The sequence below is a fragment of the Deltaproteobacteria bacterium PRO3 genome (assembly GCA_030263375.1).
In the GTDB taxonomy this organism is placed as follows: Bacteria; UBA10199; UBA10199; order DSSB01; family DSSB01; genus DSSB01.
This window is the reverse complement of sequence record SZOV01000040.1, coordinates 1-21,333: the sequence shown is the minus strand read 5'-3', so window position 1 is coordinate 21,333 and position 21,333 is coordinate 1. Positions and strand designations below refer to the sequence as shown.

Genomic DNA, 21,333 nt, shown 5'->3' with positions numbered 1-21,333 from the left:
GGCGCTATTCCACGTGGATGACGGGATTGCTCAAGGTGCCGATGCCCTCGATCGTCACCTCGACCGTGTCGCCGTTTTCCAGCGGCCCAACGCCCGCGGGCGTGCCGGTGATGATGACGTCGCCGGGCTCGAGGGTCATGACCTGCGAGATGAACGAGACGACCCGCGGCACCGAAAAGATCATGTCGGAGGTGCGGGAGCTCTGCCGCACCTGGCCGTTGACCTTGGTCTCGATCTTCAGGTCGGAGGGATTCAGCTCGGTCTCGATCCAGGGGCCCAGGCAGGCGAAGGTGTCGAAGGCCTTGGCGCGGGTGAACTGCACGTCCTTGAACTGCAGGTCGCGGGCGGTGATGTCGTTGAAGCAGGAGTAGCCCAGGATCGCCTTGGGGGCCTCGGCCTCGCTCAAGTTTTTCGCGCGCTGGCCGACGACGATCGCCAGCTCGCCCTCGTAGTCCACCCGCTGGGACATCTCGGGCAGGAGAATGGGGGAACCCGGGCCGTTCAGGGCGCTGGGCGGCTTGAGGAAGAGCAGTGGCTCGTCGGAGGGCTTGAGGTTGAGCTCTTTGGCATGGGCCCGGTAATTGAGCCCCACCGCAACGATTTTGCTGGGCAGGATCGGCGCCAGCAGGCGGATCTCGCTCAGCGTCAGGGTCTCCTCGAGGTGCAGGGCCTCGGTCGGAGGGCCGCGCAGGGCCTGGACCCTCTCGCCTTCGAGGATGCCGAAGGAGACTTTCTCGTCGCGCTCGAATCGGATCAGCTTCATTCCAACCCCAATACGTCGAACATCGTGTAGACCCCGGGCGATTTGGCGGCGACCCATTTCGCCGCCAAGACCGCGCCGCGGGCGAAGTTGTCGCGGCTGGTCGCGCGGTGGGTGATCTCGAGGCGCTCGCCCTCGCCGGCGAAATAAACCGTATGGTCGCCCACGATGTCCCCGCCGCGCAGCGTCTGGATGCCGATCTCGCGCGGGGGGCGGGCGCCGATCTGGCCGTGCCGCTCGTAGCGCGCGACCTTGCCCAGATCGCGGCCGACGGCGGCGGCGATCTCCTCGGCCAGCGTCAGGGCCGTGCCGCTGGGGGCGTCTTTCTTATGACGGTGGTGGGCCTCGAAGATCTCGATGTCGTAGTCCTCGCCGAGCAGGGTCGCCATCCGGGCGGCGGTCTTGAACATGACGTTCATCCCGATGCTCATGTTGGAGGAGAAGACGGAAGGAATCTTTTTCAAGAGCGGCAATAGCTTCTCGCGCTCTTCGGGACCGAAGCCCGTAGTGCCCACGACCAGGGCCTTGTCGTGCTGCGCGCAGATCTCGGCGTGGCGCAGGGTGGCCTTGGGCGAGGTGAAGTCGATGACGACGTCGGCGTGCTCGATGTTCTTGGCCAGGTCGTCGACCACCTGGTGGCCCTCGGGCAGGAGGGTGCCGACGGCGAAGGAGCCCGGCGATTCGGTGGCGCCCGCAAGGGTGAGCCCGCCGCTTTGCCGGACGATGTCGGCGATGCGGCTGCCCATGCGGCCCGCGACGCCCGTGACGATGATTCGAGTCATGCTCCGTCCTTTACAGCAATTCGAAGGATTCGAGGATCTTTTGGCAGTCTTTCCGCATCCGAGTATAGCTCTCGGCGTGGGCGCTGCAAGTCAATACGTAGCTGCGTCCCTTCGCGACGAGGACCCGCTGGTGGAAGACCACCCGCGCGGCCTTGTCTTGCAGCAAGACATGATAGCCTTCCCGGCCGCCCAGGGGGAGCTTTTTCTTTTCGACTACCTCCATGGTTTCGGGGAGGGCGGCGAGGTCCTGCTTGAGGAAGGTCTCCAGCTTGGTCTTGGGCTCGTCCAGCTCCTGGACGCGGACCGTGACGTTGGGGACGAATTGATGGACCGGGGTCTCGTAGCGAATGGTGAGCCGGACCGGACCGGGGTCGATGCCGCGGGGCACGAAGGCCCATTGGCCGCCGGGCGTGGAGATCTTGAAGCCGGCCTCCGTGTCGGTGAAGCTCTGCTCGAGGATCTGCGCCCGGAGCGGGCCGGATATCAGGGCGAGGCTAAAAAGGAGGGCGATCCCTTTCATCATAACAGGCGATAGGATTGGAGGACCCTTTGCAGCTCTTCCAGGCTTTCCTTGGCCAGGGGCGCCAGGGGCAGGCGGACCTCCGGTGAGATCTTCTTCATGAGTCCCAAGGCCGCCTTGACGGGCACCGGGTTGGTCTCGACGAAGAGGACGCGGTTCATTGCGGCCAGCTCGTAGTGGATTTGGCGGGCCCGGCCGAAGTCGCCGCGTTCGGCGGCCGCGAACATCTCGGCGCAGAGCTTGGGCAGGACGTTGGCTGTCACCGAGATCGCGCCCTTGGCGCCGAGGGCGATCATGGGGAAGGTGAGGGCGTCCTCGCCCGAGAGCACTGCGAAATCCGGCGGACACTGCTCGACAATGTCGCTGACCTGCCCCAGGTTGCCGCTGGCCTCTTTGATGCCGACGATGCCGTCGATCTTGGCCAAGCGCGCGACCGTCTTGGGGAGCATGTTCACCCCGGTGCGGCCCGGGATGTTGTAGAGCACCAGCGGAAAATCCGTGGCTCGGGCGACGGCCTCGAAGTGCCGGTAGAGGCCTTCCTGGGTCGGGCGGTTGTAGTAGGGGCAGATGTGGAGGGTGCCGTCGGCGCCGGACTTCTTGGCGTGTTGGGTGAGGCGGATGGCCTCGGCCGTGGAGTTGGAACCCGCGCCGGCCAGGACCTTGGCGCGGCCCTTGGCGGCGGCGACCGTGATGTCGATGACCTGGTCGTGTTCCTCGTGGCTGAGGGTGGCGGACTCGCCCGTCGTCCCGCAGGGGACCAGGACCTTGGTGCCGGCGGCGATCTGCTCGTCGATCAGGGCGATGAGGGCTTTTTCGTCGATTTTGCCGTCGCGGAAGGGGGTGACCAGGGCGACGCCGGAGCCTTCAAACATGGTTTCACCTCGGGAAGGCCTTAACTCAATTCGATGCTTCCCGTAAAGACTTCTTCCCCAGGGCCCGTCATGTAGACCCGGTTGTTTTTCTCGCTCCAGCGGATCCGCAGGTCGCCGCCCTTGAGGTGCAGGACGGCCTCGCGCTGGGCTCGGCCGGTGATCACGGCCGCCACCAAGGCCCCGCAGGCCCCGGTGCCGCAGGCCAGGGTCTCGCCGGCGCCGCGCTCCCAGACGCGCATCTTCAGCTCGGCGGGGCCCAGGACTTGGATGAACTCGACGTTGGTGCGCTTGGGAAAGAGGGGGTGCCGCTCGATCAGCGGGCCGAGGGTGGTCACGGGCGCCCGGGCCACGTCGTCGACGAAGATCACGCAGTGGGGATTGCCCATGCTCACGCAAGTGATGTCGAAGCTGTGTCCGTCCACGGCCAGGGGGCGGTTGAGGATCTTTCCCTCCAGGGTGGTCGGGATGTCCTTCCCCTCGAGGACGGGTTCGCCCATGTCGACCTCGACTAAGTCGCCCACCAGGCGCGGCCGGATGATCCCGGCCAGGGTCTCGATCGCCAGCTCGTCCTTGCTGGTGGCGCCGTGGTCGACCAGGTACTTGGCGACGCAGCGGATCCCGTTGCCGCACATCTCGACCTGCCCGCCGTCGTTGTTGTAGATGTCCATCTTGAAATCGGCCCGCTCGGAGGGGCGGATCACCAGCATCTGGTCGCAGCCGATCCCGAAGCGGCGGTCGCAGAGCTTGGCCGCGTACTGGGCCAAGTCGGGGCAGTTTTCCTCGAGGCAGTTGACGACGATGAAGTCGTTGCCGAGGCCGTGCATCTTGGTGAAGGGGAGTTTCATCTAGGCCGATTTCCTCTTTTTCAGCTCCGCGGGGATCGACTCGCCGCGCACCAGGTCGGCGTAGCTCTCGCGCTTGCGGATCACGTAGAATTTGTTCCCCTTCACCAGCACCTCGCAGGCGCGCGGGCGGGTGTTGTAGTTGGAGGCCATCGAGAAGCCGTAGGCGCCCGCGCTCATCACCGCCATCAGCTCGCCGGGCTCGTACTCGGGCAGCTCGCGGTCGGTGGCGAGGAAGTCGCCGGATTCGCAGATCGGCCCCACCACGTCGACCACGGTTTTGCCGCGGGCCTTCTGCTGCACCGGCAGGATCTCGTGGTAGCTGTCGTAGAAGGCGGGGCGGATCAGGTCGTTCATCGCGGCGTCGACGATGTAGAACTTCTTGTTGTCGCGGTCCTTGGTGTAGAGCAGCTTGGTCACCAGGATGCCCGCGTTGCCCATCAGGACCCGGCCCGGCTCGAAGATCAGGGTGAGGTCGAGGCCCGCAAGCTCGCGCTTGATCGCCGCGGCGTACTCGGCGGGAGAGGGCGGGGTCTCGGCGTCGTAGCGAATCCCCAAACCGCCGCCCAAATCGAGATAGCGGATGTCCAATTTCAGCTCCTGCAGACGGCGGATCAGCTCGACCACCTTGCGCAGGGCGTCGATGAAGGGTTGCACCTCGGTCAGCTGCGAGCCGATGTGGCAGTCCACGCCCACCACCTCGATGCCTTTCATGGCCCGGGCCTGCCGGTAGATCTCGAGGGCGTCCTCGTACTGGATGCCGAACTTGCTCTTCTTCATCCCGGTCGTGATGTAGGGATGCGTCTTGGGGTCGATGTCGGGATTGACGCGCAGCGAGACGGGCGCGCGCTTTTTCAACTTGCGGGCGACGCGGTCGATGGCGGCCAGCTCCTGCTCGCTCTCCACGTTGAACATCAAGATCTTCTTCTTCAAGGCGAAGGCGATCTCTTCCTCCGTCTTGCCCACCCCGGAGAAGACGATCTTGCGCGGGTCGCAGCCGGCCTTCAGGGCGCGGAACAGCTCGCCCTGGCTGACGATGTCGATGCCGCCGCCCAGCCCCGCGAAGGTGCGGAGGATCGCCAGGTTGGAGTTGCACTTCATCGAGTAGCAGATCAGGTGCGGGATGTCGGCGAAGGCCTCGTCGAAGACCTTGAAGTGCCGCGTCAGGGTCGCGTGCGAGTAGACGTAGACCGGCGTGCCGACCGCCTTGGCGATCTTGGGGACGGGGACCTGTTCGGCGTGGAGGATTTTGTTTTTATATTCAAAATGGTGCATATGCGGTGCGCCCGTCCGGGGAGCCGGGGGATACCCCTCTTCACTTTTTTGTCCCGGCCTCAAGCCGGCCGGGACAAAGGTTGGAAAGCCCCTGCCATAAAGGCTTTAAGGTGAGGGGCTTTCCAAAACCCGTTCCGAGGGGTATCCCCCGGCTCCCCGGACGGGCGGTTTGTTAGATTTTTTTTTAGCTATTCTTAAAAACCTTCTCTGCGACCTTTAAGGCCTTTTCCGCCGCCTCGATTTGTTTTCTGACCTGCTTCCGCGCGGTGCCCCCGGTCGAGGCCCGGCGGTCCACCGAGTGGCCGTCGTCGATCCAGGCGAGGACATCCTTCTGAAAATGCGCGTCAAAGCGCCGCAAATCGGCCAGCTTCAAATCCTTTAATTCAAGGCCCTTGTCTTGGCAATAGGCCACCAGCTCGCCGACGATGCGGTGGGCTTGGCGGAAGGGGACGCCCTTCGTCGCGAGGTAATCGGCCACGTCGGTGGCCAGGACGAAGCCCGCGCCGAGGGCCTTCTTGAGATTGTCGGCCTTGAAGCGGGTCTTGGCGACCATCGGGGCGGCGAGGCGCAGGCAATCGAGGACCGTGTCGACGGCGTCGAAGAGCGGCTCTTTGTCTTCCTGCATGTCCTTGTTGTAGGCGAGCGGCAGGCCCTTCATGAGGGTCAGCAGGGTCGTCAGCGAGCCGTAGACCCGCCCGGTCTTGCCGCGGATCAGCTCGAGGACGTCGGGGTTCACCTTCTGCGGCATCATTGACGAGCCCGTGCAGTAGCCTTCGGGCAGTTGGAGGAATTGGAACTCCTGCGAAGTCCAGAGGATCCACTCCTCGGCCAGTCGCGAGAGGTGCATCATGATCATCGCCAAATTGGACAGGGTCTCGACGACGAAATCGCGGTCGCTGACCGCGTCGAGGCTGTTGCGGGCCACCGCGGAGAAGCCCAGCTCGCGGGCGACGAACTCGCGGTCGATGGGGAAGGTGGTCCCGGCCAGGGCGCCCGCGCCGAGCGGGAGGGTGTTGACCCGCGGCATCGAGTCGAGCAGGCGGCGCAGGTCGCGGTCGGCCATCTCGTAGTAGGCCATCAGATAATGCGCGACCGAGATGGGCTGGGCGCGCTGCAGATGGGTGTAGCCTGGCATCAGGAGGTCGACGTTTTTCTTGGCCTGGTCGAGGAGGGCGCGCTGGAATTGGAGCAGGGCGAGGACGATTTCGCCGATCTGGTCTCGGCAGTAGAGGCGCAGGTCGGTCGCCACCTGGTCGTTGCGGGAGCGGGCGCTATGCAGCTTGCCGCCGGCGGGGCCGATCAGCTCGGTCAACTTGGACTCGATGTTGAGGTGGACGTCTTCTTTCGCCACCTCCCAGCGGAATTTCCCCGCCTCGATGAGGCGCAGGACCTTCTTCAGGCCGGCCACGATCTTGGCGGCCTCGGACTTTTTAATGATCCCCCGCTTGCCCAGCATCTTGGCGTGGGCGATGCTGCCCGCGATGTCGTAGAAATAGAGGCGGCGGTCGAAGGCGACCGAGGCGTTGAAGGCGTCGACCTCGGCCAGCGATGCGTTTTTGAAGCGGCCTCCCCAAAGTTTTCGGTTTTTCATGACATTCCCTTGGCTTTTCCTTGGCCTTAAAGGTTGCATTCGGCCCTGTCAAGTTATCCAATATAAGCAAAATATCGAGGATCCCGGGAAAGAGGCAGCCCCGCCGCAACGAATTTTATCTCTTGACACTCCAAGGGGGTCTCCACATAATCGTGCCTAGAATAGAAAGACAGATACTCGGTTTGAGTTTAAATCCCGACCAGCCTACTGTCTGAACGAAATCCCCAATTCTTGAAAAGGTTCTTGAGGCGGCCTCCCAGCCTCTCAAGCGAATGTCTTTCAATCCATAATTCCCCGTCCAGGGGCCGCATTTCCAAGCGATCATTCCTATGCCAGAAAACAAAACATACGAGAACAAAACCCGCCGCGGCGCCGGTCGCCGTCACACCCCCAAGCGCAACGGCGAGGGCCACCAGCCGCCTCCGATGATCACCGACACCCCGGGCGAGATCCCCGACGTCGCCGACGAGCCCTTCGAAGAGCCGGCCGAGGGCGGAAATCTGCTCAACCTCAAAGATTTGAAAGAAATGAAGATCAACGACCTGATCAACATGTCGAAGGATTTCGGCGTGGAAAATCCGGCCGGCATGACCCGCCAAGAGTTGATCTTCTCGATCCTGCAAAACCAGACCGAAAAGCGCGGCATCGTCTTCGGCGAGGGCGTCCTCGAGACCCTGCCCGACGGCTTCGGCTTCCTGCGCGCCCCCGACTACAACTATCTGCCGGGTCCCGACGACATCTACGTTTCGCCCTCGCAGATCCGCCGCTTCAACCTGCGCACCGGCGATACGATCTCGGGCCAGATCCGTTCCCCCAAAGAGTCCGAGCGTTATTTCGCCCTGCTTAAGGTCGAGTCCGTCAACTTCGAGGATCCCGAGGTCGCCCGCGACAAGATCCTGTTCGACAACCTGACGCCGCTCTATCCCAACTCGCGGCTGCACATGGAGAACGAGCCCAAAAATTACACCTCGCGGATCATCGACATGCTGACCCCGATCGGCAAGGGACAGCGCGCCCTGATCGTCGCGGCGCCCCGCACCGGTAAAACGATGATGATGCAGAATATCGCCAACGCGATCACCAAAAACCACCCCGAGGTGATCCTGATCGTCCTCTTGATCGACGAGCGTCCCGAAGAGGTCACCGACATGCAGCGCAGCGTCAAGGGCGAGGTCATCAGCTCGACCTTCGACGAGCCCGCCTCCCGCCACGTGCAGGTCGCCGAGATGGTTCTCGAGAAGGCCAAGCGCCTGGTCGAGCACAAGCGCGACGTCGTCATCCTGCTCGACAGCATCACGCGCCTGGCGCGCGCCTACAACACGGTTGTCCCGCCTTCCGGTAAGATCCTGTCGGGCGGCGTCGATTCCAACGCCTTGCACAAACCCAAACGCTTCTTCGGCGCCGCGCGCAATATCGAAGAGGGCGGTTCGATGACCATCATCGCCACCGCCCTGATCGACACCGGATCGCGTATGGACGAGGTCATCTTCGAAGAATTCAAAGGCACCGGCAACTGCGAGATCCATCTCGACCGCAAGTTGATGGAAAAGCGCATCTTCCCCTGCGTCGACATCAATAAGTCCGGCACGCGGCGCGAAGAGCTGCTGCTGGACGACGCGGTCCTCAACCGGGTTTGGATCCTGCGCAAGCTGCTCGCGCCGCTCAACTCGGTCGACGCGATGGAGTTCATCCTCGACAAGCTGCAGCACACGAAGACGAACAAAGAATTCATCGATTCCATGAACCAGTAATAGCGGGGCGGGCGCGCCCGCCCCTACAAAGACAAGGTTCCCTTCTTTGAGACTTCTTTTCTTAGGTGGCGTCCGGACCGTGACCGGCTCCATGCACGTGCTGGAGATGAAGGGCCACCGCCTGCTCCTCGAGTGCGGGCTCTTTCAGGGCCATCGCAAAGAGTCGATCCTCCGCAACCGCATCCTGCCCTTTCCCTTCGACGTCAATATGATCGACTCGGCGGTCTTGAGTCACGCCCACATCGACCATGCGGGGAATTTTCCCACTCTTTCCAAGAAGGGATTCTCGGGCAACATCTTCTCGACGCCCGCCACGCGGGACTTGAGCTCGATCATGCTGATGGACTCGGCCTACATCCAGGCGGCCGACGCCGAGTACATCAACAAGCACGAGCTCTACGACCCGGATTTCGGTCCGGTCGACCCTATCTACGACGAGCAGGACGTGCTGAAGGCGATGAGCCAGTTCGTCTCCGTGGACTATCACAGGGATTTCGACGTGGCGCCGAACGTCAAGTGCCGCTTCATGGAGGCGGGCCACGTCCTGGGCTCGGCGGTGGTGCAACTGGACGTCAAGACAGATTCCGGGAAGACGCGCATCGCCTTCACCGGCGACCTGGGCCGCATGAACATGCCGCTGATGCGCAACCCCGAGACCCCGGTGCTGCCGAATTACCTGATCATCGAAAGCACCTACGGCGACCGCGACCACGAGCCGATCTCCACGATGAAGGGCCAGCTCGCCCGCGTGGTCAACGAGACCTTCGCCCGCCGCGGCAAGGTCATCATCCCGAGCTTCTCGCTCGAGCGCACGCAGCTCTTGGTCTTCACGCTCAATCAGCTGTTCTTGGAAAAGGCGATCCCGGAGATGCCCGTCTATGTCGATTCGCCGCTCTCGGTGCGGCTGACGGACATCTTCAAGCTCTACCCCCAGGTGCTCGACGAGCAGGTCCGCGACATCATCGCCCAGGGCAAGGACCCCTTCGCCTTCACCAACCTGCGCTACATCACCGAGGTCGAGGAGTCGATGGCCTTGAACGGCCGCGAGGACCCGATGATCATCATCTCGGCTTCCGGCATGTGCGAGGGCGGGCGCATCGTTCACCATCTACGCAACAACATGGAGAACCCCAACAACACCATCCTGATCATCGGCTACATGGCGAAGCATACCCTGGGGCGCCGCATCGTCGAGCGCCGGCGGCGGGTGCGGGTCTTCGGCGTCGAGCGCGACCTCAACGCGCGGGTCGAGGTGATCAACTCCTTCTCGGCGCACGCCGATCGCGGCGAGCTGATCCAGTTCGTCGAGCGCTGCGGGAAGCAGCTGAAGGGGATCTTCATCGTCCACGGCGACGAGGACCAGTCGCTGGCCCTGGCGGGGCATCTCAAGACACAGGGTTTCGAGGGGGTCGTGGTGCCGATGCCGAAGCAATTCATTGAGTTGGAATAAACGCGCCTTGCTCGGGACGAACCCCCAAGAATGGGATGCGTGTTAGGAGAGACAAGACTGTATTTTTGTCTTGAGCTGGACCAGCGGGCCTTCGATGATTTTCCAGACTTCCTCGACGTCCACTCCCATGTAATCATGAATCAGGACATCGCGAAACCCGGCGACCTTGCGCCATTCGATTTCGGTATGCCGCTGTTTAAACGATTCGGAAAGACCTTTGACGGCTTCGCCGATAATTTCAAAATTACGGATGACGGCATCCTGAATCATCGGGTCTTTGAGGAATGCTTCGCGCCCTTGAGAAGTATAGCTTTCGATTTTAGCGATACAATCGGCAATATGTATTAGATAGAGTTGGTCGTCTTTTTTCATAAGGGAACGGCTTCATTTAAGACGCGGTCGCGAATGTACCAGTGCAAGGCCCGTTCGTTGACGACATCCACTTTTCTTCCCAAAAGATCCTCGACATCCTGAAGAAAACCGATTCGGTCCAAGAGGCTGCGTTCGGGCTCCAATTCAACCAGAAGATCGAGGTCGCTGTCTTCCTTCGCCTCGCCGCGAGCAAAGGAGCCGAAGACCCGGAGGTTTTTGATGCCATGCTTGGCGGCCAAATTGAGAATTTCGGCCCTATGTCGGAGGATTTTCGGCTCAAGTTTCGGAGTCATAATGCAAATATAACTCAATCCTGAGAAGGGGGGAAATTCATTTTTCCTTGGGGTTCTCCCTGCTAATCCCCAAAATACCCGTAGAGAATCAGTAAAAATAAAATTCCAAAAACTACCATTAGCACCTTCAGCCAGCTGATCGGCGTCTTCCCCCCGATTTTCCCCGTCTGCCCGTTGGCGTAAAACGGGAAATCCCTCCCCTTATAATAATAGTGCCCGATGTAGACCGGCAGCAGCGTATGCTTGATCTTGATGTCGCTGAAGGTCGGGTGGATCTGCAGATTGCGCTGCGTGTCGCCGGGGACGTCGCCCGCGCAGTAGGCCTGCAGCTTGGCGTAGATGCGATCCTGCGCGCCACGCCAGGCCTCCTTCGGCCCCAGGGCGTAGCGCTCGCACAGGTGCCCCGCGAGGTACTCCGAACGGTAGGGCTTCAATTCCTTGGTGGGGAAGGGCTCGATCTGCCGCAGCAGCGCCGGCGCGAGGCCCTTCGAGGCGCAGAGCAGCTCGTCGTCGAAGAAATCGTCCCGCTCGCCGCGGGCCGGCTCCCAGCGCACCTTGCGGACCTGCTGGTTGTTTTCGCGCACGTAGTAATAGTGGCCGGCCTCCGCGGTCCACTGGGTGTGGGTCCGGGCGTCGAAGGTCCAGTAGGGGAGGTAGATCGAGCGGATCCTGCCCTTCTGCCAGTATCTCTTCAGGTCGGAGGGGGCGAACCAGTGACGGCGGATCCAGGCCCGCAGTCCCTCGGCCAGGCGCGCGGGATCGACGGCGAAAGGCAGAACGCTCTCCGGGCGGATTGCGTCGGCCTCGAGCCGGGAGTCGTCGAGCACCATGGGGTGGTCGCAGAAGGGGCAGTTCATCGCCGAGACGCTGTCGTTGGTTTGGGTGACGGCCCCGCAGGATTGGCATTGGATGGAGGCGAGCTGCAATCCCCAGGACTGGGTTTTGACCCGGCTTAAGAAACTCTCGAAGGAGTGCTCCTCGACGGCGGTCTGCGGAGACTCCGGCACGGCCTCCTCTGCGCCGCAGTAGGGGCACTTGAGCTTTCCGGACTTAGGATCGAAGTTGAGGAGGCCGCCGCAGGTCCCGCAGGGGTATTTCTCTGTCGAGGAGGTCGGGGTATTCGTCCCCGCGCCGGCGTCCACGGGAGGCTCGGACATCGCTAACCCCGGGGCTTACCGCAATGCGGACAGAACTTGCCCTCGGCGGGTAGGGCGCCGCCGCATTCCACGCAGAACTTGGCGCCGGTCGTCGCCGCGCCCGCCGCTCCGGCGGCCGCCGCCGGGGCCGCCGCGGACGGCGCGGGGTTGGCCGCCGCTTGTTGTCCGGCCGCCATGCTCTGGGCCATCTGGTTGGCCATCGCGAAGCCCGCGCCCATCGCGGGCCCGATGCCCGCCATGCCGCCGGGGTTCTTGGCCGCCTCCTCGATGGCCTGCGCCGTCTGGAATTGCGTGTACTGTTGAAGATTGCCGACCACGCCCATCTGCGTGCGCTTGTCGATCATCTTCTCGACCTCTTCCGGGAGCGAGAGATTTTCGACGATGAATTTCACCAGCTCGACGCCGTGGGTCTGGAACTCGGGCTGCAGCTTGGCCTTCACGCCGGCGGAGAGCTCGTCGTAGTGCGTGGCCAGGTCCAAGGCGGGGATGCCCGAGGTGGCGACGAAGTCGCTGAAGCCGCTGACCGCGATGCGCTTGAGCTGCCCGGTGATCTCGTCGGTGGTGAAGTGGCCGTCGGTGCCGACGATCTCCTTCATGAACAGCGCCGGGTCGGAGACCTTGATCGAGTAGATCCCGAAGCCGCGCAGCCGGATCATGCCGAATTCTTTGTCGCGCAGCATGATGGGGTTGGTGGTGCCCCACTTTTGGTCGACGAACTGCCGCGTGCTGACGAAATAGACCTCGGCCTTGAAGGGCGAGTTGAAGCCGTAGGGCAGAGAGAGGATCTTGGTGATGATCGGGATGTTTTGCGTCTGCAGGGTGTGCAGGCCGGGCTTGAAGACGTCGGCGATCTGGCCCTGGCAGACGAAGACGGCGTTCTGCCCCTCGCGGACGGTGAGCTTGGCGCCCATCTTGATCTCGTTTTGGTGGACGGGGAAGCGGTAGACCAGCGTGTCGCCGGAGTCGTCGGTCCACTCGATGACCTCGATAGCCTGTTTTTTGAGAAAATCGATAATGCCCATGGCAGCCTCCTGGTGTTGGAAAGGGAATCATGGGCATTTTCACGGCTAAAAGCAACATTTCTCGCGGCCGGTCGATCAAATTCCAGATCTGCCTTTTGAAAAATTCATTCCGGGGGCCCAATGCATCGGAGCCGTTATGGTTCAGGGATTTGGGAGACCTCGGGATTTTTCCTTTCTTTCCCGACATTCAATGGAATTGCCTTGGGACTCCGGTTCGGGCGCGGCTTCGCCTGCGGCGGAGACGGCCCTGCTCTTGGCCCGCGCCATGGAAAATACCGAGCAACCGGGCCCCCTGAGTCGCGCCCTGGGCGAGGGCGGCGCGGGGAGCCTGCGCGAGGCCTGGGGGCGCTTGAGCGCGAGCGAGCGGCGGGAGATCCAAGGCCGGCTGGGCGAGGGTGCTGTCGAGGAGATCCTCAGCCTGGCGGCGGAGCGCGAGGCGCGCGCCCTCGGGGAGGGATTGATCTCGCTAGGGATTCGTTTGGAGAACGCGGAGAGGCTGGATGCGGCGGCCGGGGTCTTTGCCGTCGTCGCGGGGGCCCTTCGCGAAGGGCCCCTACAGGAGCGGGCGAGGGCGCGGCTCGACGCCATTCTCGGACGCGGGGCCGTCCTGCCTCGCATGGAATTTCTCGGCCGACGGCTGGCGGCTCAGGCCTCGGACCCGGCGATGATCGCCGGCATGGCCGGTGCCGGCCTGGCCTTTCGCATGACGCGCCTCGCGGCCTTGAGCCGCCTGAGCGCGGGCTCGGGATTTCTCTCGCGGCCTTGGGTAGCGCGGGGCTTGGCGAACGTCGCCGGCTTCGGCGTCGAGTCGGTGGCCTTCACCGGTTCGGTGCGCGCCGCCAACGCGGCCTTGGGCCGAACGCAGGATTGGAGCGCCCGCGCCCTCTGGCAGGAATACGCCGCTGGGACCCTGACCCTGGGGGCCCTCAAGCTGACCGGCGCCCTGGCGCGGCTCGGCGTCTCCCGCATCGGCCCCCATCCCTCCATTCTGGGAAGATTCACCCAAGCGGCCCTGCCTCAGGCGGCGCTCTTCGGCGGGATCCTGCTCAGCCACGACCTCGAGGCGCGGCTGGGTCTACGTCCTCACGTCGACGGCGCGACCTCGATCACCGACGCCCTGGGTACCTTGCTGCAATTCCACGTCGGCGGCCGCCTGGCCCGCGAGGTCTCCGGCCCGCGGCTCCAGCGCCTCGAGCAGGAGCTGGAGCGTCGGGCGACGGCCTTGGAGGCCGACGGCGCGCGGGCTCCGCGGGTGGCCTTCCAGCGGCCCCTGCGCGACTATGTCCCGGAACGTCTCGTCTCTTGGGCGCGCCGGCTCGGCCGCCTTGGCCGGGGCGCCGCCTACGCCCCGCTGTGGACGCTCATGGGGATTGGGTTCGGCGGCGGCTTCGGCGGACCGCCGCGGCGCTTCGTCGAGACGCGCACGCTGCGCGTGGAAAACATCCCGGTACAGGTGGAGATTTTCCACCGGAGCGAGATCCCCCGCGATACGATACGCCGCATCGAGGCGGGACTGCGCCGCATCTTCGAGGAAGGCGTCTCCCCCGTCGATTTCGACGGCGAGGCCGAGAACCTTGCGGGCGATCGGCATTTCATCCTGCAGCGGCTTCGCAACGGCGGTCCCACGATGCGGGCCCGCTTGGAGATCAGTGCCTTGGGGACCCTTGCGCGCTTCGAGATCACGGAGGCAGGAAAGCGCCCCTACGTCCTCTCTCCCGAGCTCGCCGAACCCGAAGCGCCCTCCGAGGTTTCCGTCGCGGCCCCCGAACCCGTCGCGGCGGGCGCGGAAGCGGAATCGGTTTCCGAAGCCCCCCATCCGACCGTCATCTCGGTCTCCGAGACCTTGCCCAGCGCGGCGCCGGCCGCCGAGGTCCCAACGCGCCAGGAGCTCGAGGCGCCCGAGCTCCCGGTGGAAAGTCTTGACCTGGCAACCGAGGCGACGATGGAAACCGTCCCGCCAGCTCGCGAATCTACGGTGACTCCGGTCGTGCCGCCGGGCATGCGCCTTCGGCCGCCGCACCGGCGTCTGCTCGGCGTCAGTCCCGCGGTGCAGTTATTCGAGCTCATTCCACGTCGTGAACGCCGAACCGCATCTTTCGAGCTGAGGGAGCGGGAGTTTTCGCTCGATAGTGAGATTGAGGTGGCCTTGGCGAATTTGTACGAAGAGATCCGTCATGCAGAACCTTGGGAGGCTGCCCAGGAGGTTTATCAATTCTTGATCGAGCGGCATTGGGAATACCGGGCGGAGACAAGACCGAAATATTTGGATCCCCAGGATTCTGCCAGTCCTCGAAGGGAGCAATTTTCGGGGGAGGCCTGGGACCTTCTCAAAGGGGAGACTCACACCCGCGAACGGATCGAGGTCGGATTGAGGTTTCCCCGGCTTCTTCAAGGGGTTCAAGAGCTTATTCAGCGGCTCAACTTGGCCTACTATCAGATTATCCCAGATGAGATGGGTAATGTGGGCAGCCGACTGCTCTCCGTCGCATACTCTCAAACGCATCTAAGATCGTGGATGGGTAATAGAAGTCGGATATCTTTGGGGGGGCTGGTACAAAAATTAATTCGCACCTTTGGCCACCGGGAAGATCGTGGGATCGTGGACCCTACGCCGCGGCGTAGGGAGTTGTCTCGCGGAGGTCCGAATAGTCCTCCGGCACCTGCCGCTCCAGATAGGGGATCCTCTGGACCCGCCTCAGGAGGTTCCAACCTCGATTTTGGAGGCGATTCCTCGAGGCCTCGCGGAACTTCTCCAAGGACCTCCGCTTCAACCGCCGAATCCGTGTCGGAACCCAGGCCCGGAGAGGCAATGCCCGAAGCCCAGGATCCCAGCCGCGCATTCGTGGGCCGCCCGATCGCTGAAGGGCCGGGAGTGGCGGAACGCTCCGCCGTGCCAGCACGCTCGCAGGCCCACTGGGGCGAGGTGCGAGGGAGTCTTAGGCTATTAGATGCCGAGATCGGCCGCTTGATGGAGCGAGACCCGGAGCGCGCCGAGGCCGCCCGCCGTCTGTATTTCCAAGTCCGCGCCCTGCGCGAACAGGGCGTTTCCGCAGAGGGGGCCATGGAGGCCGTCCGGTTACTCTCCGAGCACCTAGGGCGCGGGACGAGCCTGCGTAACGTCGAGCGCGACTTCCGTACCGCCTCGCGCGCGCGGATCTTGGCACGCCTGGCCGAGTGGCTTGAGTCGGATCCCGAGATGGGTCCGGTGGTGCGCCGCGCGATGAACCTGTTCCGCGAGTTGGCGCCCACCCGCGGCTGGAGCTTAGGCCGCAGCTTCAGCGCCCTCGACGTCCTCGAGCAGGTTTTGGCGGGCGATCCGGCCCGGCTCAGTCCGCAGCAATGGACGGAGCTCTTCGACTCCTTCGAGGCGAGGATCCGGCGCGAGGCGCCCTTCGCGGAGGTCTTGGCCGAGCAGCGGGCCTGGGAACGTCGCTCCCGCCCCGCCGTCGCCGCGCCGAGCTCCGAAACCGTCGCCTCGGAGGAAGCGCCTCGCGTCGAGCGCCGTCCCACCCTCCTGCCGCCCCCCGCGCCGGTTTTCTCGGAGTTGGAAATCACGGCTCCCTTGATGCTGCCCCAGAGGGACGGAGGTTATCGGCAGGTTTCCGTGGAGTCCTTCTCGACCGGCCTCGTCCCCGGACGCGGCCTGACCGCGCTCTTTTCCCGTCCTGCCCGCTTGGAGCAGGAGCCGCTCGAGACGATTTCGCTTCGTTCCGAGAGTTCCGTTGAAATCTCTCCCCAGAGGATGCCCCCCGAATCGACGCCGGTCGACGAGCTGGAGGCCTTGCGGGAAGACTTGACGGGCCTGTCGCGTCGCGAGGCCGTCCTTCGCGTCCTGAATTGCCTTGAGCGCCGCCTCTCCCTGACGATCGGCGATCCCCTGGCGATGGCCGCGGAATTGCGGCAGCAAGTCCACCGGCTGCCCGCGGATTTTCTGCCGCGGCTGCGGGGCCTCGTCCGCGAACAAGGGCTGGGTAACGAGTCCTTCCTCAGCGGCGAGTCCTTGAACGGACTCGGCCTGAATCGCCGCGAGCTGGCAAGCCAAAGCCGGATTCGCACCTTGGATCAATACCTCGCCCTTCTGGAAGGCATGGCCCCTCGAGCGGCCGCCGGAGGTGCGCCCGCGGGTCGCACGGCGCCTCGTTCCTTGCGGCGCGCGCCGGGTCGGGCCGCCCGGCCCGAGCCGCGCGTAAGCGAGGCCCCGCTGCCCTCCGCAAGTCCGGGAGAGCGCGCGGAATCCCCTCAACCCGCCGAAGCCTCGTCGCCGCCCGCCGTGGAACTTCCTTCCTTCGTTCCCGAACCGGAGTCTCTTCGGCCTCCCCTGGCCGAAGAAGTTCGGGCGCCGGAAATCCCGCCGGCGGGGGAGGTGGAACAAAATGCCACGGCTCGCGCTTCAGTTTCGGAGCCGGCGCCTGTCGCCGACGTCGAAACGCTTGAGCAGCCTTCACGCCCTCAAGAGATCGCGACGCCGATCGAGGTCGCGACCTTGTCCCCGGGCGAAGCCCGTCCGACGCCGCCACCTTCCCGTCCCAGCCCGATTCCAGCGCGTCCCCCGCGGCTCGCCTCCTGGATCCCCGACGGATCCGGCTTGCCGGTGGCGCGCATCGAGGGCTACCTGCGCGCCAACGAGATGCAGCGCCGGCTCATCGTGCCGCCGACCTTAGAGGAATTCGCCGCCGTGCGCGCCGCCCTCGAGGGTCGTTTGCCCGGGGCGGAACCCGCGGAGGCCGAGTCGATCCGCGCCTGTCTGCGCTCCTTGGACGAGGCCCTGCGCGAGCCCACGGGGGAAGAGATCCAGGCCTTCAATCGCGCCTCCCTCGACGGCATGAGCGAGACGGCGCAGTCCCGCTTCGCGGCGCTTTCCGAAAACGCGCAGCGCGGCCTTTATTTGCTCCTCTTGGCCCTGCCTCAGGCGCAGCGGAGAAATCTCGCGGTGTTTTTGGCGAATCCCGAGGCGCTTCGCCTGCGCGGCGGGATGGAGGAGGTGCTGAGCGGTGTGGCCTTCCTGCACGATTTGGGGGTCCGCGGCTACGAGCACGGCTTCTTGCCTGTCCCCGGCAACGCGAAGTACCTCGGCCTCGAGGAAAACCCCGTCCAAGGCACCCACGGCGAGTACCAAGAGGCCCTGCGTACGGCCCTGGATCCGGCGGTGGAACGCGTGTGGATGGGGGCGCCGTTGCGGATTCGTTGGCATCGCCTCCCGCTGGAGCAGCGGGAGTTCATCGAGCGCGAGGTTCGTCCGCTCTTCGAGAACCGCGGCTACGATTACACCCGGCAGCAGGCCTCCGAGGTGGACCAAGTCTATCGAACCGTCGCGGGACGGCGGCGCCTGGCCGAAGTCAAGGTCTCGCGGCGCTCCAACTATTCCCCGGGATCGGAGGAGATCGGCAAGATTTTGCTGCAGGTATTCCGCCACGGCCTATTGGTCCGCCAGCACGACTTGGAGGGGATGGACTACCGAATCACCGCGCCCAGCGTCGATTCGCGCTGGATCCTGCGGCTGCGGGAGACGCTGGACCGCACCGGCGTGCCTTGGACCCTGACGGTGCGCGAGACGGCCGCGGGCCGGGAGCAGGTCTTCGAATCCGGGATGAGCGCGCTGCGCGGCGGCGGCGCCTTGTCCGCCCGGCGCCTGCGTCCCTTCCCCTCGGCGCCCGGCAGAACGGAGGCTGCGCCTCCCGCCGGCGCTCGCGTCGAGACCCCGGGCGAGGCCGAGCCCTGGAGCGAGGCCATGGTGGATTTCTTGAACCTGGGCCTTGAGGGGCCGCAACGGCTTTCGCGGCGCCTCAATCGGGAGGCCAGTCAGGCGCAGTTGATCGCGGACCTCCGCGTCATCCAGCAACGGGCCTTGGCGGAGGAAATCGAGGTTTTCATGGCCGGCGAGGGAGCCGCCTTGCCGGAGCCGCGGCAACGGCGCATCGCGGAGTTGCTCCGCCAATTTCGCCTTCATCAAGGCGAGACGATGAGCCGAAACCGGACCGGGATCCTGTTCGAGATCGCCGCCCTCGCCGTGGGAGAACGCCTGACGGCCGAGGAGCTGAGCGCCGGAGGCGACGCCGCCATCCGTGACGTGGAGCGAAGCCTGCGCAACAACCGGGGTATGTGGCTCTCCAGCCTGGCGAATTGGAGGGACTCCCTCGACGCCCTCGAGGTCCTCTCTCGCGAGATGAGCGCGGCGGAGTTGGAAGAAAGCCTGTCGGAGTATTCCGCGGACCGCGTCGTGGACATCTCCACGGATACCTTGGGCCAGGGGGGCTTGAGCCTGCGAGAAATGCAAGCCGCCATCGAGGAGGGCCGGATGAACGTCGAGGGCGAGGTCCATGACGCCGTCCGCGTGATCGTCGAGCTCTACGACGCCCTGGGCGGGGAGTTGAGGCTCCGCGAGGAATAGGGCCGGAACTTTCCTTTCAAATCTTGATCCCCGCCTTGGCGAGCAAGGCGCCGTAGAGAAAATACGCCCCCACCATGACGGCGAGGCCAAGCGGCATCGCGACCGCGAAGGGGAGGTGTCTGAGCAGGAGGGGTAGGACGAGAAAAAAGGCCAGCGAGGGCACGACCATCCAGAAGACGCCGTAGGAGAGGGCTGAGACGCGCTGGGCGTCGCGGGTGTCGTAGTAGAGCCAAATCATGGCGAGGACGGCGGTGACCGGCAGCGAGGCGATGATCGAGGCGAACCACGTGTGGCGCTTGGCGATCTCGGAGATCGCGGCGATCAGCAGGGCGGAGATCAGAGTTTTAAGCAGGAAGTGCATCATTTCGGGGTTTCACCCCTACCACCCCAAGATATACGCGAACATCAAGGGCGCCACGATGGTGGCGTCGCTCTCGATGATGTACTTCGGCGTCTCCAGCCCCAGCTTGCCCCAGGTGATCTTCTCGTTGGGGACCGCGCCGGAGTAGGAGCCGTAGCTCGTCGTCGAGTCGCTGATCTGGCAGAAGTAGCCCCAAAGCGGCACCTCGGGGCGCTGCAGGTCCTGGTGCAGCATCGGCACGACGCAGATCGGAAAGTCGCCGGCGATGCCGCCGCCGATCTGGAAGAAGCCCAGCGAGTGGTTCTTGGTGAGCTTGGTGTACCAGTCGGCCAGCTCGATCATGTACTCGATGCCGGTGCGCACGGTGTGGACGTTCTTCACGTCGCCCTCGATCACGTGCCCCGCGTACATGTTGCCCAGGGTCGAGTCCTCCCAGCCCGGTACGAACATCGGCAGGTTCTTCTCGGCCGCGGCCAACAGCCAGCTGTTTTTGGGCTCGATCTGGTAGGAGCCCTTTAATTTTCCGGAAAGCAGGATCTTGTAGAAAAACTGGTGCGGGAAGAAGCGCTCCTTCTTGGCCTCGGCCTCCTGCCAGGCGTCGACGCAGATCTTCTCGATGACCCGCATCGCCTCGTGCTCGGGGATGCAGGTGTCGGTGACGCGGTTCAAATGCCGGTCGAGCAGGGCCTTCTCCTGCTCGGGCGTCAGGTCGCGGTAGTTGGGGATGCGCTCGTAGTGGTCGTGGGCGACCAGGTTGTAGACGTCCTCCTCGAGGTTGGCGCCCGTGCAGCAGATTCCGTGCACCTTGTCCTGGCGTATCATCTCGGCCAGCGAGAGGCCCAACTCGGCGGTGCTCATAGCGCCGGCGAGCGTGACGAACATCTTGCCGCCCTTGTCGAGGTGACGCACGTAGCCCTCGGAGGCGTCCACCAGGGCGGCGGCGTTGAAGTGGCGGTAGTGCTTCTTGATGAATTGCGAGACGGGACCGGTCATAAGGGGATTCCTATCGATATTGAAATTTACGGAGATTTAGAAAGCCGGGACGCGAAAAGTCAAGCGGATCGCGCCGCGCGGGCCTCGGCGCCGTTTTCCTGCGGCTTGGCGAAGTCGGGCAAGTCGGAGAGGTAATCCTCGAACCTTTGCTCCTCCTCGCGGCGGCGCGCCGGATCCCAGCCCAGCTCGTCGCCCATGATCTCGAGGACGCGCGGCAGGGCGCGGCGGGCCGCGACGATGTCGAGAAAAGCCAGGCGCGTGCGGCGGGCCAGGACGTCGGTGATCGTGTAACCCATCTCGCGGCGGATACCGTAGACCACCTCGGCCTCGAGGTAGGGGTGGGCCTCGGCCAAGCGCTGGCCATAACCCTCGCGGGCGAGGGTCGCGACCTCGCGGGCCAGGGCCCCGTAGGCCTTGGCCAGGTGCCTTGCGACGTCCTCGGGGAGGCCAAATTCCTTCCGCAGGCGCTCCGGCAGGTCCTCGGTATAACCGACCGCGCCCATCAGCGGCACCACCTCGCTGCGCGAGGGGCCGAGCGGCGCGAGGTGACCGACCTTGATCGCGTGGTCCACCGCGTCCAGCGCCATCTTGCGGTAGGTGGTCCACTTCCCGCCGGTGACGGTCAGCAGGCCCGAGTCGCTGACGTGGACGATGTGGTCGCGCGAGAGTCCCGCCGTATCGGAGGCCTTGGGGTTGGAGACCAGGGGCCTAAGGCCGGACCAGGCCGAGAGCACGTCCTGACGCGAGACGGGCACGTCGAAGTACTGCTGGATGTGGCGGAGGATGTACTCGATGTCCTCATCCGTCGGCTTGGGATTGCTTTCGATCTTGGCCGGGTTGTCGGTGGTGCCCACCAGGGTATGGCCCAGCCAGGGTAATAAGAAAAGCACGCGTCCGTCCTCGG

The 21,333-nt window shown here is 64.3% G+C and carries 17 protein-coding genes; 3 read left to right on the top strand and 14 right to left on the bottom strand.

Annotated elements, in window-relative coordinates:
* Window positions 1–4: 4 nt before the first annotated feature.
* The 7 genes from FBR05_07945 to argH all read right to left on the bottom strand — a co-directional run bounded on the left by FBR05_07945 (window position 5) and on the right by argH (window position 6,642).
* A complete protein-coding gene (locus tag FBR05_07945; protein MDL1872126.1) occupies window positions 5–763 on the bottom strand; it encodes a fumarylacetoacetate hydrolase family protein in 759 nt (252 codons plus the stop codon).
* Window positions 760–1,542 carry a 4-hydroxy-tetrahydrodipicolinate reductase gene (locus tag FBR05_07940; protein ID MDL1872125.1) on the bottom strand — a complete coding sequence of 261 codons (783 nt, stop codon included), beginning with the start codon at window positions 1,540–1,542 and terminating at the stop codon, window positions 760–762. Before FBR05_07940 ends, FBR05_07945 begins: the two co-directional genes overlap by 4 nt.
* A gap of 10 nt (window positions 1,543–1,552) precedes the next feature.
* Window positions 1,553–2,065: a hypothetical protein gene (locus FBR05_07935; GenBank protein MDL1872124.1), complete on the bottom strand. Its 513-nt coding sequence runs from the start codon at window positions 2,063–2,065 to the stop codon at window positions 1,553–1,555.
* Entirely contained in the window at window positions 2,062–2,934 is an 873-nt protein-coding gene (locus FBR05_07930) for a 4-hydroxy-tetrahydrodipicolinate synthase (GenBank protein ID MDL1872123.1), read from the bottom strand. Before FBR05_07930 ends, FBR05_07935 begins: the two co-directional genes overlap by 4 nt.
* A gap of 20 nt (window positions 2,935–2,954) precedes the next feature.
* Window positions 2,955–3,779 (bottom strand): diaminopimelate epimerase, encoded by an 825-nt coding sequence (locus tag FBR05_07925; GenBank protein MDL1872122.1) that lies wholly within the window; start codon window positions 3,777–3,779, stop codon window positions 2,955–2,957.
* On the bottom strand, window positions 3,780–5,051 hold the full coding sequence (lysA, locus tag FBR05_07920) for a diaminopimelate decarboxylase (protein ID MDL1872121.1): 1,272 nt from the start codon (window positions 5,049–5,051) through the stop codon (window positions 3,780–3,782).
* Window positions 5,052–5,235: 184 nt separating this feature from the next.
* Window positions 5,236–6,642 (bottom strand): argininosuccinate lyase, encoded by a 1,407-nt coding sequence (gene argH, locus FBR05_07915; protein MDL1872120.1) that lies wholly within the window; start codon window positions 6,640–6,642, stop codon window positions 5,236–5,238.
* 425 nt (window positions 6,643–7,067) lie between these two features.
* Between argH and rho the strand changes: the two genes are divergently transcribed.
* Both rho and FBR05_07905 read left to right on the top strand, forming a co-directional pair.
* Window positions 7,068–8,393 (top strand): transcription termination factor Rho, encoded by a 1,326-nt coding sequence (gene rho, locus FBR05_07910; protein MDL1872119.1) that lies wholly within the window; start codon window positions 7,068–7,070, stop codon window positions 8,391–8,393.
* A gap of 46 nt (window positions 8,394–8,439) precedes the next feature.
* The gene (locus FBR05_07905; protein ID MDL1872118.1) at window positions 8,440–9,843 is read left to right on the top strand and encodes an MBL fold metallo-hydrolase; all 1,404 of its coding nucleotides are present in this window, start codon (window positions 8,440–8,442) and stop codon (window positions 9,841–9,843) included.
* A 42-nt stretch (window positions 9,844–9,885) separates the two neighbouring features.
* On the opposite strand, the gene FBR05_07900 is transcribed toward FBR05_07905, so the two are convergent.
* The 4 genes from FBR05_07900 to FBR05_07885 all read right to left on the bottom strand — a co-directional run bounded on the left by FBR05_07900 (window position 9,886) and on the right by FBR05_07885 (window position 12,687).
* On the bottom strand, window positions 9,886–10,215 hold the full coding sequence (locus FBR05_07900; protein ID MDL1872117.1) for a DUF86 domain-containing protein: 330 nt from the start codon (window positions 10,213–10,215) through the stop codon (window positions 9,886–9,888).
* A complete protein-coding gene (locus FBR05_07895; GenBank protein ID MDL1872116.1) occupies window positions 10,212–10,508 on the bottom strand; it encodes a nucleotidyltransferase family protein in 297 nt (98 codons plus the stop codon). The genes FBR05_07900 and FBR05_07895 overlap by 4 nt, the downstream gene beginning before the upstream one ends.
* A 62-nt stretch (window positions 10,509–10,570) precedes the next feature.
* Window positions 10,571–11,665: a hypothetical protein gene (locus FBR05_07890; GenBank protein ID MDL1872115.1), complete on the bottom strand. Its 1,095-nt coding sequence runs from the start codon at window positions 11,663–11,665 to the stop codon at window positions 10,571–10,573.
* A gap of 2 nt (window positions 11,666–11,667) precedes the next feature.
* Window positions 11,668–12,687 (bottom strand): hypothetical protein, encoded by a 1,020-nt coding sequence (locus FBR05_07885; protein MDL1872114.1) that lies wholly within the window; start codon window positions 12,685–12,687, stop codon window positions 11,668–11,670.
* Window positions 12,688–12,877: 190 nt separating this feature from the next.
* Between FBR05_07885 and FBR05_07880 the strand changes: the two genes are divergently transcribed.
* A complete protein-coding gene (locus FBR05_07880) occupies window positions 12,878–19,075 on the top strand; it encodes a hypothetical protein (GenBank protein MDL1872113.1) in 6,198 nt (2,065 codons plus the stop codon).
* 16 nt (window positions 19,076–19,091) lie between these two features.
* On the opposite strand, the gene FBR05_07875 is transcribed toward FBR05_07880, so the two are convergent.
* The 3 genes from FBR05_07875 to FBR05_07865 form a co-directional block, all read right to left on the bottom strand.
* Entirely contained in the window at window positions 19,092–19,436 is a 345-nt protein-coding gene (locus FBR05_07875; GenBank protein MDL1872112.1) for a DUF3147 family protein, read from the bottom strand.
* An 18-nt stretch (window positions 19,437–19,454) separates the two neighbouring features.
* On the bottom strand, window positions 19,455–20,429 hold the full coding sequence (locus tag FBR05_07870; GenBank protein MDL1872111.1) for a deoxyhypusine synthase: 975 nt from the start codon (window positions 20,427–20,429) through the stop codon (window positions 19,455–19,457).
* Window positions 20,430–20,488: 59 nt separating this feature from the next.
* Window positions 20,489–21,333, bottom strand: an 845-nt coding sequence (locus FBR05_07865; GenBank protein MDL1872110.1) for an FAD-dependent oxidoreductase, incomplete at its 5' end; no start/stop codon positions are given.

What these genes read in the sequence shown, in the direction of transcription:
- FBR05_07945 (MDL1872126.1), bottom strand. Translation starts at nt 763, where the DNA reads ATGAAGCTGATCCGATTCGAGCGCGACGAGAAAGTCTCCTTCGGCATC.
- FBR05_07940 (MDL1872125.1), bottom strand. Translation starts at nt 1,542, where the DNA reads ATGACTCGAATCATCGTCACGGGCGTCGCGGGCCGCATGGGCAGCCGC.
- FBR05_07935 (MDL1872124.1), bottom strand. Translation starts at nt 2,065, where the DNA reads ATGATGAAAGGGATCGCCCTCCTTTTTAGCCTCGCCCTGATATCCGGC.
- FBR05_07930 (MDL1872123.1), bottom strand. Translation starts at nt 2,934, where the DNA reads ATGTTTGAAGGCTCCGGCGTCGCCCTGGTCACCCCCTTCCGCGACGGC.
- FBR05_07925 (MDL1872122.1), bottom strand. Translation starts at nt 3,779, where the DNA reads ATGAAACTCCCCTTCACCAAGATGCACGGCCTCGGCAACGACTTCATC.
- lysA (MDL1872121.1), bottom strand. Translation starts at nt 5,051, where the DNA reads ATGCACCATTTTGAATATAAAAACAAAATCCTCCACGCCGAACAGGTC.
- argH (MDL1872120.1), bottom strand. Translation starts at nt 6,642, where the DNA reads ATGAAAAACCGAAAACTTTGGGGAGGCCGCTTCAAAAACGCATCGCTG.
- rho (MDL1872119.1), top strand. Translation starts at nt 7,068, where the DNA reads ATGATCACCGACACCCCGGGCGAGATCCCCGACGTCGCCGACGAGCCC.
- FBR05_07900 (MDL1872117.1), bottom strand. Translation starts at nt 10,215, where the DNA reads ATGAAAAAAGACGACCAACTCTATCTAATACATATTGCCGATTGTATC.
- FBR05_07895 (MDL1872116.1), bottom strand. Translation starts at nt 10,508, where the DNA reads ATGACTCCGAAACTTGAGCCGAAAATCCTCCGACATAGGGCCGAAATT.
- FBR05_07890 (MDL1872115.1), bottom strand. Translation starts at nt 11,665, where the DNA reads ATGTCCGAGCCTCCCGTGGACGCCGGCGCGGGGACGAATACCCCGACC.
- FBR05_07885 (MDL1872114.1), bottom strand. Translation starts at nt 12,687, where the DNA reads ATGGGCATTATCGATTTTCTCAAAAAACAGGCTATCGAGGTCATCGAG.
- FBR05_07880 (MDL1872113.1), top strand. Translation starts at nt 12,878, where the DNA reads ATGGAATTGCCTTGGGACTCCGGTTCGGGCGCGGCTTCGCCTGCGGCG.
- FBR05_07875 (MDL1872112.1), bottom strand. Translation starts at nt 19,436, where the DNA reads ATGCACTTCCTGCTTAAAACTCTGATCTCCGCCCTGCTGATCGCCGCG.
- FBR05_07870 (MDL1872111.1), bottom strand. Translation starts at nt 20,429, where the DNA reads ATGACCGGTCCCGTCTCGCAATTCATCAAGAAGCACTACCGCCACTTC.